This is a genomic window from Leptolyngbya sp. CCY15150, from assembly GCF_016888135.1.
In the GTDB taxonomy this organism is placed as follows: domain Bacteria; phylum Cyanobacteriota; class Cyanobacteriia; order RECH01; family RECH01; genus RECH01.
In genome coordinates this window covers 69461-82882 of sequence record NZ_JACSWB010000147.1, presented here as the reverse complement: position 1 = coordinate 82882, position 13422 = coordinate 69461, and the positions used below count along the sequence as shown (strand labels likewise).

Here is a 13422-nt window from a genome sequence, read left to right as displayed (position 1 = left end):
GAAAGGGTTAGCTAAGGTACCTAATCAGACTCAAAAATAACCTATGCAGTCTCCAAGCTCCAGTTCTAGACAGCTTAAATTTGATCCCCATATTGGGATTGGCAGACCTCTAAGATACGATAATCATTCTCGCTGAGGGTGGCGATCGGTTGGAATCCTTCTAGGGTGATGGGAGCGATCGCCCCACCGACACTGCTGGCAACATCGCTGTTACCCTGTAACGCCACATCAAAGGGATAGGCTGCATCTTGTTCGTAGCTATTCACAACCATCAAGGCAAGCTGATCTGGTTCTGCACTGCCATAAAAACAGTCAAAGGACGAATGGGGCATATAAAAAGCACCCACCACGCGATCGCTGCGCGACTCAAAGACCATGTAGGCAGCTCCTGCTTGCTCTGGTTCTGCAGACTGTCCATACAAATAAATGCCATCATCTACAATCGTCTCACCCGCCTGCGCCAAGGCTTGGGATGGAACCAGGTCGGATGCATGGCTTGAACTTGATGCAAGGCCTACTAGCACACTTCCAAGCCCAAGACTAACAGCGGCTGTCAGTAGAGCAGTTTGAATGCGGCGAAATGGAGCGGGTGCTTGCATGGAACGGGTGGATGAATGCATGGTGGATCCTCCTCAGAGCCTAAACCTATCGAACTGGGAGCTTCGGAGACAGCCTCAGAATGAAGAGAGCAATCAAGGAAGCGAGAATGCGAGAACTGGATGGTTCCTACGAGGGTGTAGAGTCCTGAATCTCTTAGCTTCATGGGGCGATCGCGCTTGCTGTTAGCATCCGCATTCGGTATATAACCGTAATTTGTAAGCTAACCGTTACAATTGCTACCACATGAATCTATTTTCATTGTCTGGGATTCAGGGTGCCTTGAGTGTGATCTACAACAAGGTTCACGATGATTCCAGACAGGATCTGCTGCGATCTCCATCAACTATCAGCGCGATCGCCCCATCTCATGGCAATCCTGGCTTTTAGGGTCATGATCAAGAGCAACGCTGAATCAAGACTATGTGTTGATATTTAGATGACAAAAGATTGCGGGTTCATCGGCAACATGCCGAGAGGGCGACGCGCTATCTCATCCATTCCAGTTCTTAGTCAACTGTATTGCTAACGATCCGCCATGGACAACTACCCCTGGTATGATCACCTCGGCATTCCCCATCTTCCTATCGACAAACTTCATGAACACGAAACGCGATCGCCTCCGAGACCTGGCTCAACTCTTTCTGCGCTTGGGCGCAGCCGGGTTTGGCGGCCCCCAAGCCCACATCGCCATGCAGCTTGATGAAGTGGTAGTGCAGCGGCAGTGGTTGACGACGGAGCAATTCTCGGAAGGGCTAGCGATTTGTGAAATGCTGCCGGGGCCAGCCTCTACCCAACTAGGCATTTACATCGGCTATGTCCGTGCCGGACAGCTTGGTGCCTTGATTGCCGGGCTATGCTTCATCACGCCAGCGTTTCTAATTCTGGTGTTTTTGTCTTGGATGTACTTTCGGTTTCAAAGCCTGCCCCAGCTAGAATATCTGTTCTTAGGCATCTCCCCGGTCGTCGTGGCCATCATCGTCGGCTTTTGCTGGAAGTTGGCCAAACGTACCCTACGGGACTGGATAGGAGGGGCGATCGCGATCGCGACCATCGTGGTTATGCTGGCCCTGTCCATCAATGTGCTGCTGACGTTCATCATCGCTGGCATTTTGGGATTGGTGATCTACGGCCCGAGAATGAGCACACCGCCCAATCCTCCCGTCAACTCGGCCTGGCTGCTGCCGCTCCTGCCCACCATGTCGTTGACCCTAGCAACCGTAGGCGTTCCGGGGGAAGTCTTAGCCCTATCTAGTTTCTGGGGTCTGGAGCGCTTGCAGGACTATGCCCTGCCACTAGCCAGCTTTTTCTTGCAGGTGGGCAGCTTCATCTTTGGCGGCGGCCTCGTGATCATTCCGCTCTTAGAAGCTGAGGTGGTGGATCACCTCCATTGGCTCACCCGTACTGAATTTATCAACGGTGTTGCCCTTGGTCAGCTTACGCCCGGCCCCGTGGTGATCACCGCAGCCTTTGTGGGCTATAAAGTGGCGGGGGTTGTGGGAGCCCTGATCGCCACGATCGCCATCTTTACGCCATCCTTCGCCTTCATTATGCTGGCTTCACCCATCCTGTCTCGCATCCGCCGCAGTCCCTGGGTGCGGGCCTTTTTGCGGGGAGTGACCAGCGCTGTGATTGGGGCCGTGGCCGCCGCATCGGTGCCCTTAGCCCAAACAGCCTTTACCCAAGACACGGTGGTGCTGTCCGGGATCACCATCGCGATCGCGATCGCCGCCCTGGTGGCCCTATTGCGCTTTAAAACCCCCGCATGGCAGCTCGTACCAGCGGGGGCAGTCATGGGTTTACTGGTCGGTACCCTAGTCGGCTCCTAGTCTAGGGACAACTAGCGTTCTAACCCTGGTTCGCTTTCGCGTCGCGCACGGCCGCCAAGAACATAACGACGGTTAGCGGAATGCTCAGGGCGAGGATAATCGAGGTGGGTGCAGCCCCTAGTTGGGGAGTACCCGACGATAGTTCAAACACAGAACCTACCGCAGCGATCGCCGCCACGCAGGATACCGCTAAAAACGCACCACTTTTTGGAGTCACAACAGATCTTGTCCTTATATAACAACCAACGACAACTCAGGCGACAACTCAGGTATCAACCCACCATCAGGAACTACGCCGAAATGGCCTGAACTGCCTGGATCGAGAAACCCTGCTTATCCAGAGCTTGGGTCAAAGCAATACCATTGTCTACCCGATCCACAAACATGACACCGTTGAGGTGATCGATTTCATGTTGAATTGCGCGGGACAGCAGTCCTTTTGCTTTTAACCGCTGAGGACGACCATTCTCATCTTTATAGGCCACCTCGATCACCTCCGGGCGCGTCACCCCGAGGTACACACCGGGAATACTCAAACAACCTTCCTCGTAGGCACAGGTTTCGGGGGATGAAGACTTGATCACCGGGTTGATGAGCACTAGGGGAGGCGAAGCTGCATTTTCTGGATCGCAATCCACGACAATCAGTTGCTTATGCACCCCCACTTGAGGAGCCGCTAGACCAATGCCATCTTCGCTGTACATGGTCTGCAACATCTCTTTGATCAATTGCCGTACAGAGTCATCCACCTTAGCAATCCGCTTGGCTGGCTGCCGCAGAACGCGATCGCCCAGATAGTGCAAGGTCAGGGGTGGCGTTTCTAATTTTGTTTTTTCAACTAGTATTTGAGCTGTCATAGACCTAGAGAAATTTCAATAGCATGGACAAGGGTCAGGGCAATGAAATGCCCCGAGAAGAGCTTAGTCATTCTGATAGGGTGCTGCTTCCATTGTAATCAAGCCTTGTCAGATTGTAGATACCGCAAAAGGGTAGATAGCACAAAACGGAGGGGCGATCGCCCCTCCGCTTGCTGGGTCACTCGACCGCCATGGACTACATCATGCCCATGCCGCCCATGCCGCCCATGCCCATACCGCCCATGCCGCCCATGCCACCCATGCCGCCCATGCCGCCATCGGGAGCTGCTGCAGCCGGTTCAGGTTTTTCAACAATCAACACTTCCGTGGTGATCACCATACCCGCGATGGAAGCCGCATCCTGCAGAGCAGAGCGCACCACCTTCGCCGGATCCACGATCCCTGCTTGGATGAGGTCTTCAAACACACCGGTGAGGGCGTTGTAGCCCACGTTGAACTCGGTTTCCTTGGCCTTTTCAACCACCACCGAGCCTTCTGCACCCGCATTGTCGGCAATCTGACGCAGGGGAGCTTCTAGGGCGCGGCAAACGATATCTGCACCGAGCTGCTCATCTTCCGAGAGGGTTGCCTTGAAGGCACCGAGTTGCTGAGCTAGGTGAATCAGGACAATGCCGCCACCGGGAACAATCCCTTCTTCCACCGCAGCCTTGGTTGCATTCAACGCATCTTCAATGCGCAGCTTCCGATCCTTAAGTTCGGTTTCAGTCGCCGCACCCACCTTGATCACAGCCACACCGCCAGCGAGTTTCGCCAAGCGTTCCTGCAGCTTTTCTTTGTCGTAGTCGGAGTCGGCCAGCTCCATTTCCTTGCGCAGTTGGCCCACCCGCTTCTCAATATCCGATGCATTCCCGGCATCCGACACGATGGTGGTGGTGTCTTTGGTGATGGTCACCTTACGGGCCACGCCCAGCATTTCCATCGACGCCATATCAAGACTCAGACCAATCTCCTCGGAGATCATCTGACCACCGGTGAGGATGGCGATATCTTGGAGCATGGCCTTCCGGCGTTCGCCAAAGCCCGGTGCTTTGATGGCAGCACCGTTGAGCACGCCGCGTAGACGGTTGACCACCAAGGTCGCCAGCGCTTCTCCATCCACATCTTCCGCAATGATCAAGAAAGGATTGCCTTCGCGGGCAATGCGTTCCAGGATGGGGACGAGGTCTTGGATCGAGCTGATTTTCTTGTCGGTGATCAAGATGCGGACATTTTCCATGTCGCAGATCATCCGCTCTTGGTCGGTGACGAAGTAGGGGGAGATGTAACCGCGATCGATTTGCATCCCTTCCACCACTTCCATCTCCGTGGCCAGAGACTTCGATTCTTCGACGGTAATTACACCATCGCGACCCACTTTATCCATGGCGTCAGCGATCATGCGACCAATTTCTTCATCGCTTCCCGACGACACCGTAGCCACTTGAGCGATCGCATTCCCTTCCACGGGTTTAGCGATTTTGCTAATTTCCGCCACCAAGTGGTTGACCGTTTTCTCGATCCCCCGGCGTAGGCTGACAGGATTGCTGCCCGCTGCCACATTGCGCAGACCTTCGCGAATCATCGCTTGGGCTAGAACCGTCGCTGTCGTGGTGCCGTCTCCTGCCAAGTCTTTGGTTTTAGAGGCCACCTCACGAATCAGCCGAGCGCCGGTATTTTCGTAGGGGTCCTCCAGTTCAATTTCCTTCGCGATGGTAATCCCATCATTGACAATCTGGGGTGCGCCGTACTGTTTTTCTAATACAACATTGCGACCCTTGGGCCCTAGGGTAATCCGCACTGCGTCAGCCAAGGCATTTACGCCTCGTTCTAGGGCTTGACGAGATGCTTCATTAAATTTAACCAGCTTAACCATACGTGATTTCTTTCGTAGCTCTCCACTGTAGAATTTAGCACTCTAGGGTCGCGAGTGCTAATAGCTAGGGTGGAGGGAAAGCCGAACTCCGGGATGGATCTGATCCGTCAGATCTCCAATCGTTCGCACCCGATCGCTAACTGGTTAGGACGCTGGGTTCGTACCTACAAATGGGTCTGGCAGAGCTGGCGGAAGTGATCGCCTCGGGCTTCAAAGTTAGGATATTGGTCAAAACTGGCGCAGGCGGGGGAGAGCAGTACGGTGTTTGCCGCGCTTTGGGGCGCGAGGATCTTGGCCCGGGCGATCGCTGCCTCCATCGTTCCCACCACCTCATAGGCACCATAGCCCACCTGCTGCAGGCGATCGGCAAAGGACGGAGCCGCATCGCCAATCAGCAACACCGCAATGGCCTTGTCCTGAATGCGCTGGAGCCAAGCGCCATCCTCCCCCGCCTTAGCCTCCCCACCGGCAATCAACACCACCGGAGCCGCCACCGCCGCTAAGCCCACCTCCGCTGCGTCGTAGTTGGTGGCTTTGCTGTCATTGATAAAGTCAATGCCCTGCCAGGTCGCAATATGCTCCAAGCGATGGGGCACACCGGGGAAGGTTTGGATGGCATGGGCGATCGCTTCCCGGTCAATCTCCGCCAACCAGGCCACCGCCACCGCCATCAGCAAATTCTGAAGATTATGGGATCCCACCATGCGCAGATCGCTAGCTTGGACGATGGGCTGCCCCCCAGCCATCACCCAGCCGTCATCTAGATACACTCCCCGTTCGGGATGGGCGACCACCTGCGCCTTGCCCTGCACACTCGTCCAACAGGCCGACGGAAAGCGATCGCCCCCGGTGCGTCGTAGGTAAGGATCATCGCCGTTGAGCACCTGATGATGGGACTGGTGCAGCAGCTTGGCTTTAATGGCGTCGTAGTTGGCCAACGTATGGTGGCGGCTGAGGTGATCGGGGGTGAAGGTTGTCCATACGCCGATGTGGGGGGCGAGGGTTTGGGAGGATTCGATCTGATAGCTGCTCACCTCCGCAATCACCCAGTCCGGCGGTTTCTCCGCTAGAGCCAGCTCACAGGCCGCATAGCCAATGTTGCCGCAGGCTGGAGCATGGAACCCCGCCGCTTGAAAAATCGCCGCCACCAGCGCCGTGGTGGTGGTTTTACCATTGGTGCCCGTGATGCCCACCCAAGGACGGTCGGAGAGCGATCGCCAAGCTAGCTCCATCTCCCCCATGGTTTCAATCCCCATATCCCTGGCCTGCTGGAGCATTGGCAGATCCCAGGGCACACCGGGACTCACGACAATGCGATCGCTCTGGGATTGACTGGGATCCAAACGGTGATTGAGGCGCACCGTGATGCCCTCCGCCGCGAGGAGCGATCGCGTTTGTTCCAGCGCATCGGAAGTTTTGGCATCGCTGAGCGTCACCGTCCAGCCTTGGCGAGCCAGCAAGCGCGCCGCCGCTAGTCCTGATTTTCCCAAGCCAATCACATCTGCATTCGGCATAGACCCTTTCCTTGGGGCAGTTCACCGCATGGGCGGCAAAATTTTCAGTCTCAGCATTGTACCGAGATTTTGTCCCGACGGGTAGGATGGCGCTGATAAGCAGCCATTTTCAGGATGGAGATCTTGCCCAAGCTGGTTGAAAACAGGGTCAACCACGTCTTATTAGAGCAGCTCGTTCCCATCCAGAGTTGCGCAGATTGGACAAGCTACCCGTCAACATCGTCAACATAAGACGGCTGGTTGATTAGTCCCAAGCTCCGGCATTGCGAATACCATATTCCTGCCGCAACGAACCCAGACTGTGATCCATCATCAGATCCGGATCGAGGTAAGCATCAATCTTTTTGCGTACCCTCAGCCCCTGCTGAATGCCCAGCCTGTAGTAACGACAGACGTGCCAGGGCCAGTAGTAATCTGCCCCATAGCGCCGCCCCAAGAGCGATCGCCCCAACAGTTCCGCAAATACCCCCAAGCTTTGCAGGTAGAAATACCAAGGCCGTTTCCAGGTCAGCGCCGTGAGCAAGAAGCCAATCAACTGCAGCTCATCCTTGAGCGCCGTACTGTAGCCGGTAACCACATGCATGATGTCGTGCTTTTGCAGGTCTTGCCAGGGAATATGCAGCCAGCCCACTTGAATATCTTGGCCACGGGGCACATCCGGATTGGCGAGGTAGTAGCGTTCCAAGCCATCACGCAGCGTTAAGGAAGAGTCGAGGGAAGCCATAGGAGTCAACCGTCGTGGGACATGTTAAGAACGTTTGAGGTTTGGCATGAGACTCGGCAGGGTCACCGAAGACTCGGCAGGGTCACTGATCTAAGTCACCGAATCCAAGTCACCGAATCCAAGTCACCGATCCAACCGGTTCTCTCCATGATGAGCGATCGCCTGGGATCACCCCTGGCTCAACAGACAACCTTTGGGGGTGGCACAAAGGAATTCCATCCTAGACCCTGCTAACCGGAATCTCCTTCATAAGATACTCACTACCGCAAGTCTTGCCAGTCAACGATTCAGGATAGGATTAGTTAGAGAATTGCATCATTGGTCGCTCCGGAGACCGTCTCCATGCTGCACGGCCCCAGGGTGTCTAGCCAAGGAGTTTAGAGCGATCGCTCCTAGAATGATCGGCGCTTCGGCTGACCGATGTCCGTCGATCATTCGCCCATCGTTTAGAGGATAGTCGTTGCCATGCACACCTTTCTGCCCGTTGCCTACTTTAAAAATGAGTTTGTTCCCTTTGCGGACGCCAACCTATCGATCGCCACCCATGCGCTGCACTACGGAACTGGGGCATTTGGCGGACTGCGGGGCATCCCCGATCCTCAACATCCCGGCCATGCCTTACTATTCCGGCTGGATCGCCATGCCCAGCGCCTCAGCGATAGCGCCCGTTTCCTGCAATACGACCTGCCCGCCAGCAAGATTGCCGCCACCATCGTGGAGTTTGTGCAAAAAAATCAGCCTGGCACATCTTTCTACATTCGCCCCTTTGTCTACACCTCGGATCTCGGTATTGCGCCTCGGCTGCATAACGTCGAAAAAGACTTCTTTATCTATGGGCTAGAGCTGGGGGATTATCTCTCACCGGAGGGGGTGGCTTGCCGGATTAGTTCCTGGTATCGCCAGGAAGATCGCAGCCTGCCGCTACGGGGTAAAATTAGCGGCGCTTACATCACCTCGTCTATGGCCAAAACGGAAGCGGTGTCGGCAGGGTTTGACGAAGCCATTTTGATGAACACCCAGGGGAAGGTCTGTGAAGCCTCGGGGATGAATATTTTCATGGTGCGTCAGGGCAAGCTGATCACCCCCGGCTTTGATCAAGATATTTTGGAAGGCATCACCCGCGATAGCGTGCTCACGGTGGCGCAGGATCTGGGCATTCCGGTGATTGAACGGGCAATCGATAAAACCGAGTTGCTGATTGCCGATGAAGTCTTCCTCAGCGGTACGGCGGCCAAGGTCACCCCGGTGCGCCGGATTGAAAACTATGAGCTGTCGAGCGATCGCCCCATCACCACCCTCCTGCGCGACAAGCTCACCGCCATCACCGAAGGGCGGGATCCCCAGTATGAGTCTTGGATTACCCGAGTGGCGATCGCTTAGCGGATTCGCAGATAACCATGAACCTGTTACCATACCGGTTTGTGGGATCGGAGGTTCAGGATGGGGTCATCTCTAGCAGGACAAGTGGCGTTGGTCACCGGTGCATCTAGCGGCATCGGCGCAGCGCTGGCAAGGCGGTTGGCGGCGGCCGGCTGTCGGGTAGCGATCTGTGCCCGGCGCAGCGATCGCTTAGATGAGTTGGCAAGCGACTTGCGGCAGGGTGGAGCAGAGGTGTTAGCCCAGACCGTTGACCTGCGCCAAGAGTCGGACATTCTCCAGATGTTTGCCAGTCTGCGCCGCCAGTGGGGCGGTGTCGATATTTTGGTGAACAATGCTGGTCTGGGGCACAATGCGCCCTTGATGACCGGCGACACCGAGGCCTGGCGAGAGATGCTGGAGGTGAATGTGCTGGCCCTCTGCATCTGCACTCGGGAAGCCCTGCAGGATATGCAAGCCAGGGGCGATCGCGGCCATATTGTCCACATCAGCTCCATGTCTGGCTATCGCGTGCCCAGCATTAGCGGGCTCTATTCCGGTACCAAGTTTGCGGTGCGATCGCTCACCGAGGGTCTGCGGCAGGAACTGCGGGCTGCCGGATCATCAATCCGCATCTCGTCCATCAGCCCTGGCTATGTGGAAACGGAGTTTGCGGCCAAGTATTACCAAGATGCTCAGAAAGCCCAAACCACCTACGACCAGTTTCCAGTGCTCAGCCCCAACGACATCGCCAATGCCCTAGAGTATCTGCTCACCCAGCCGCCCCATGTGCAGGTGCACGATATTCTCCTGCGCCCTACCCAGCAGGGCAATTAGTCGCCCCGAGAGCGATCGCCCCGGCCCCCGAATGCTCGTAACCCTGATAGGATCAGAGCAGGTATCCTAGCACCCCCAAGGCAACCATGGCATTGAATGATCTCCGGGATCTATACCAAACCGTGATTTTGGAACGGTACAAAAAACCCCGCAATCGCGGCACCACCAGCCCCGTCGATCGCCACCAGCGCGGGCATAATCCCTCCTGTGGCGACACCATCGAACTCAGCCTTAAGCTCAACGAGGCCGATGGCTCCATCGACGATGTGAAATTTGAGGGCGAAGGCTGCGCTATTTCCATGGCGTCGGTAGATCTCATGGCCGAGGCGCTGCGGGGCAAAAGCTGTGAGGAAGCGCTGGAGATGGTGCAAACGTTTCAAGCCATGATGAAAGGCGATGCGGAGTTCCCAAAAGAGTTGCGCAAGCTGAATGTCATGCAGGGGGTGGCGCAATTTCCAGTGCGGATCAAATGCGCCAATCTGGGTTGGCATACCCTGAAGGCCGCCCTCGAACAGGCAGGACAGACCGAGGCAGTTGAGTTTGTCAGCAACGAAGATCTTTAAGGTGCTCCAGGCCGTATTGACCTGTAGGTGAACCTTCTAGGGGCGATCGCGCCATGAGCAATAACGCCATCAACAATTAGTTTTAGTGGGATAGGGTGAGGATTTATGTTAAGTACGGCTGATTTTTTGGTGATTGCGAAATGGTTTGGCATCACGACCCTGGCCTTTGCAGGCTTGATGCTCTTGAGCTTTGCCTTCAAGTGGGGGTTTCGCTTTCGTCTTGTGGGGGTTACGGGCTTTATGGGCGTTCTCACGGGGGGGCTTTTCGCCCTCAGTTTGGGGCCGATTGTGCCGACTAGCGTGCCCGGTGCGGTGCGCTACGTCACCGTGTTTGATTCCGGTGCAACCCAAGCGGTGATTGTTGTTCCCGCCACCATCACCGAGACGGAACTGGACGCCACCCTCAAACAGGCCGCCAGCAACCTATTCTCCCCCGGTCGCCTCGGTCGCGGCGGCGATCGCCAGCTCACCATCCTCGCCCGCACGGTGCTCCATCCTGAGGAAGGCGTTTCCCAGCCGCTGGTGTTAGGACAAATCAAGCGATCGCTCCGAGATCGTACCGATGAGAACCTAGACGTCACCATCTACAGCGATCGCCTCGCCGCCATTCCGCCAGCACCCAACACCGACTCCTAAGCGATTCCGCTGAACCTTGCTGCCAATCCAAGAAAGTCTCCGCAAGTAACCATTGAGTATAGTAAATTGGTCTTTACTTGAGACTGATGTCATCCAGTACACAAACCTGCGCTGGATCCATCGCCCCATGGATAGTCTTGCCTTCATTGATTGCGATCGCCCTAGCCTGGCGGGAGACATCGCTCTCCCACACTGCAGGGTATCTTAGCCGTCTCCTACGACCCCATCCCGTCTATGACTCGTCTATCGCCTCAATCCGCTTCTTCTCCAGCCATCTTTCCTAGCCTGATGGTGGCCCCAGCCCGTATTATGCGTGGGGCAGGTCTTTTGGCTGAGGCAGGCTCCATCCTGGCCCAGATCGGTCAACGGCCGCTGATCATTGGCGGCGATCGCACCCTGGCCCTAGTCGCTCCAGATCTACACCCAAGCCTCGTCCAACAGGGGTTGGCGATCGCCGAGGCGGCCTATGGCGACGACTGTAGCGAATCGGCCCTAGCCCATCTACACCAGGCCCGTGAGCAGCATCAAGCCGATGTGATTCTGGGTGTGGGCGGCGGCAAAGCCCTAGATGCCGCTAAACTCGTCGCCCATCAGGCCCGCTTACCCGTGGTCACGATTCCCACCTCAGCCGCCACCTGTGCCGCTTGGACAGCGCTGTCCAACGTCTATTCTGACCAAGGCGCATTTCTCTACGACGTCAGCCTCGATCGCTGCCCCGATCTGCTGCTGCTGGACTACGACCTGGTGCAAACTGCGCCGCGCCGTACCCTGGTTGCCGGCATTGGGGATGCGATCGCCAAATGGTATGAAGCCTCGGTGAGCAGCGGTCATTCCCAACAAACCTTGATTGTGGCAGCGGTGCAGCAAGCTCGGGTCTTGCGCGACCTGCTGTTCCAAAAATCCGCCGCTGCCCTAGAGAATCCAGGCGGTGAAGAGTGGCGCGACGTGGTGGATGCGACGGTTCTCCTGGCAGGCGTCATCGGTGGCATTGGCGGAGCCCAATGTCGCACCGTGGCGGCCCATGCCGTCCACAACGGTCTTACCCATCTCCTGCAAAGCCACGGCACCCTCCACGGCGAGAAGGTAGCCTTTGGCATCCTCGTGCAGCTACGCCTTGAGGAATTAGTGCAGGGCAGTCGCCTAGCAGCTTCAGCCCGCCAGCAGCTTCAGCAGTTTTATAGCACCCTCGGGCTCCCCCAAACCTTGGACGACCTAGGTCTAGAATCCATCACCATTGCCGACCTGCGCCAAGCAGCCGAGGTGGCCTGTGCTGAGGCGTCTGACATCCATCACTTGCCGTTTACGGTCACCCCCGATCAACTGATGGCGGCCATGGTGTCTACCACCACGCCCATCTCGGAAGTACGTCATCCAGAGGGCGATCGCCCCACCACAGATCAACCACGTTATACGGAGCAGGAGGGACAGTTGTGGGTTTAGACTGGATTCATCAGGCCGATCGCCTCAGTGCATTACCGCCCTACGTATTTGCCCGACTGGATGAGCTGAAAGCCAAGGCGCGGGAACAGGGTCTCGATTTGATTGATCTGGGGATGGGCAACCCCGATGGCCCCACACCGCAGCCCGTAGTCGAAGCCGCCATGGCAGCCCTACAAGACGTTAGCAATCACGGCTACCCTCCCTTTGAAGGCACCGCCAGCTTTCGCCGCGCCATCACAGACTGGTACTACCGCCGCTACAACGTCGAGCTGGATCCCGATGGGGAGGCCTTGCCGTTGCTGGGTTCCAAAGAAGGGTTAACCCACCTAGCGATCGCCTATGTGAATCCTGGAGACCTGGTGCTGGTGCCCAGCCCCGCCTACCCCGCCCACTTTCGCGGCCCCCTGATTGCTGGCGGCAAAATCCATAGCCTGATGCTCTCCGCCGAAAAGGATTGGCTGATCGATATCTCCGCTATTCCCGAAGACGTGGCCAGACAGGCCAAGATTCTGTATTTCAACTACCCCAGCAACCCCACAGCCGCAACCGCCCCCCGCGAATTCTTTGAAGAGATCGTCGCCTTTGCTCGCCACTACGAAATTCTGCTGGTGCATGACCTCTGCTATGCCGAGCTGGCCTTTGATGGCTATCAACCCACCAGCCTGCTAGAAATTCCCGGTGCGAAAGACCTCGGCGTCGAGTTCCACACCCTCTCCAAAACCTACAACATGGCCGGCTGGCGGGTCGGCTTTGTCGTCGGCAACCGCCACGTCATCCAAGGGCTGCGCACCCTCAAGACCAACCTAGACTACGGCATTTTTGCGGCCCTGCAGCGGGCTGCCGAAACTGCCCTGCAACTGCCGGATATCTACCTAGAAGAGGTGCAAACCCGCTACCGCACCCGCCGCGACTTCCTCATTGCAGGTCTGGGAAAACTAGGCTGGTCAGTCCCCAAAACCAAAGGCACCATGTACCTCTGGGTACCCTGCCCGCCGGGAATTAGCTCCACCGATTTTGCCCTGTCTGTGCTGCAGCAAACCGGTGTAGTCGTCACGCCGGGGAATGCCTTTGGTAAAGGTGGAGAAGGCTATGTGCGCATTAGTCTCATCGCCGAGTGCGATCGCCTTCAGGAAGCCCTCGATCGCTTTGCCGCCGCTGGCATTTGCTATCAGCCTATGGCCGTGTCCTAAGGCTTC

General features: G+C 56.6%; 13 protein-coding genes. 7 read left to right on the top strand and 6 right to left on the bottom strand.

Annotated elements, in window-relative coordinates:
• Window positions 1–74: 74 nt before the first annotated feature.
• On the bottom strand, window positions 75–620 hold the full coding sequence (locus JUJ53_RS05930; protein WP_204151067.1) for a hypothetical protein: 546 nt from the start codon (window positions 618–620) through the stop codon (window positions 75–77).
• 576 nt (window positions 621–1196) lie between these two features.
• Between JUJ53_RS05930 and chrA the strand changes: the two genes are divergently transcribed.
• Window positions 1197–2426 carry a chromate efflux transporter gene (gene chrA, locus JUJ53_RS05925; protein WP_204151066.1) on the top strand — a complete coding sequence of 410 codons (1230 nt, stop codon included), beginning with the start codon at window positions 1197–1199 and terminating at the stop codon, window positions 2424–2426.
• A 19-nt stretch (window positions 2427–2445) separates the two neighbouring features.
• Here the strand turns inward: chrA and JUJ53_RS05920 are convergent, their stop codons facing one another.
• The 5 genes from JUJ53_RS05920 to JUJ53_RS05900 form a co-directional block, all read right to left on the bottom strand.
• Window positions 2446–2643 (bottom strand): hypothetical protein, encoded by a 198-nt coding sequence (locus JUJ53_RS05920; RefSeq protein WP_204151065.1) that lies wholly within the window; start codon window positions 2641–2643, stop codon window positions 2446–2448.
• Window positions 2644–2716: 73 nt separating this feature from the next.
• Window positions 2717–3283 carry a peptide deformylase gene (def, locus tag JUJ53_RS05915; RefSeq protein WP_204151064.1) on the bottom strand — a complete coding sequence of 189 codons (567 nt, stop codon included), beginning with the start codon at window positions 3281–3283 and terminating at the stop codon, window positions 2717–2719.
• A 196-nt stretch (window positions 3284–3479) separates the two neighbouring features.
• Entirely contained in the window at window positions 3480–5156 is a 1677-nt protein-coding gene (groL, locus tag JUJ53_RS05910; RefSeq protein WP_204151063.1) for a chaperonin GroEL, read from the bottom strand.
• Between the two features lie 164 nt (window positions 5157–5320).
• Window positions 5321–6670, bottom strand: a complete 1350-nt coding sequence (gene murD / locus JUJ53_RS05905) for a UDP-N-acetylmuramoyl-L-alanine--D-glutamate ligase (RefSeq protein WP_204151062.1) — start codon at window positions 6668–6670, stop codon at window positions 5321–5323.
• Between the two features lie 244 nt (window positions 6671–6914).
• Window positions 6915–7394, bottom strand: coding sequence for a hypothetical protein (locus JUJ53_RS05900; protein WP_204151061.1), 480 nt, complete (start codon window positions 7392–7394; stop codon window positions 6915–6917).
• A 465-nt stretch (window positions 7395–7859) separates the two neighbouring features.
• On the opposite strand from JUJ53_RS05900, the gene JUJ53_RS05895 reads away from it, so the two are divergent.
• From JUJ53_RS05895 to JUJ53_RS05870, 6 genes are all read left to right on the top strand, one after another.
• Window positions 7860–8774, top strand: coding sequence for a branched-chain amino acid transaminase (locus tag JUJ53_RS05895; RefSeq protein WP_204151060.1), 915 nt, complete (start codon window positions 7860–7862; stop codon window positions 8772–8774).
• Between the two features lie 60 nt (window positions 8775–8834).
• Window positions 8835–9587: an SDR family NAD(P)-dependent oxidoreductase gene (locus JUJ53_RS05890; protein ID WP_204151059.1), complete on the top strand. Its 753-nt coding sequence runs from the start codon at window positions 8835–8837 to the stop codon at window positions 9585–9587.
• Between the two features lie 86 nt (window positions 9588–9673).
• Complete coding sequence (gene sufU, locus JUJ53_RS05885) at window positions 9674–10150, top strand: Fe-S cluster assembly sulfur transfer protein SufU (RefSeq protein ID WP_204151058.1); 477 nt, start codon at window positions 9674–9676, stop codon at window positions 10148–10150.
• A gap of 105 nt (window positions 10151–10255) precedes the next feature.
• Window positions 10256–10786 carry a Ycf51 family protein gene (locus JUJ53_RS05880; protein ID WP_204151057.1) on the top strand — a complete coding sequence of 177 codons (531 nt, stop codon included), beginning with the start codon at window positions 10256–10258 and terminating at the stop codon, window positions 10784–10786.
• Between the two features lie 234 nt (window positions 10787–11020).
• Window positions 11021–12226 (top strand): iron-containing alcohol dehydrogenase family protein, encoded by a 1206-nt coding sequence (locus JUJ53_RS05875; protein WP_204151056.1) that lies wholly within the window; start codon window positions 11021–11023, stop codon window positions 12224–12226.
• Window positions 12217–13416: an aspartate aminotransferase gene (locus tag JUJ53_RS05870; RefSeq protein WP_204151055.1), complete on the top strand. Its 1200-nt coding sequence runs from the start codon at window positions 12217–12219 to the stop codon at window positions 13414–13416. Before JUJ53_RS05875 ends, JUJ53_RS05870 begins: the two co-directional genes overlap by 10 nt.
• Window positions 13417–13422 lie beyond the last annotated feature (6 nt).

Excerpts from the sequence above, each read along its gene's own strand:
- JUJ53_RS05930 (WP_204151067.1), bottom strand. The coding sequence starts at position 620 with ATGCATTCATCCACCCGTTCCATGCAAGCACCCGCTCCATTTCGCCGC.
- chrA (WP_204151066.1), top strand. The coding sequence starts at position 1,197 with ATGAACACGAAACGCGATCGCCTCCGAGACCTGGCTCAACTCTTTCTG.
- def (WP_204151064.1), bottom strand. The coding sequence starts at position 3,283 with ATGACAGCTCAAATACTAGTTGAAAAAACAAAATTAGAAACGCCACCC.
- groL (WP_204151063.1), bottom strand. The coding sequence starts at position 5,156 with ATGGTTAAGCTGGTTAAATTTAATGAAGCATCTCGTCAAGCCCTAGAA.
- murD (WP_204151062.1), bottom strand. The coding sequence starts at position 6,670 with ATGCCGAATGCAGATGTGATTGGCTTGGGAAAATCAGGACTAGCGGCG.
- JUJ53_RS05900 (WP_204151061.1), bottom strand. The coding sequence starts at position 7,394 with ATGGCTTCCCTCGACTCTTCCTTAACGCTGCGTGATGGCTTGGAACGC.
- JUJ53_RS05895 (WP_204151060.1), top strand. The coding sequence starts at position 7,860 with ATGCACACCTTTCTGCCCGTTGCCTACTTTAAAAATGAGTTTGTTCCC.
- JUJ53_RS05890 (WP_204151059.1), top strand. The coding sequence starts at position 8,835 with ATGGGGTCATCTCTAGCAGGACAAGTGGCGTTGGTCACCGGTGCATCT.
- sufU (WP_204151058.1), top strand. The coding sequence starts at position 9,674 with ATGGCATTGAATGATCTCCGGGATCTATACCAAACCGTGATTTTGGAA.
- JUJ53_RS05880 (WP_204151057.1), top strand. The coding sequence starts at position 10,256 with ATGTTAAGTACGGCTGATTTTTTGGTGATTGCGAAATGGTTTGGCATC.
- JUJ53_RS05875 (WP_204151056.1), top strand. The coding sequence starts at position 11,021 with ATGACTCGTCTATCGCCTCAATCCGCTTCTTCTCCAGCCATCTTTCCT.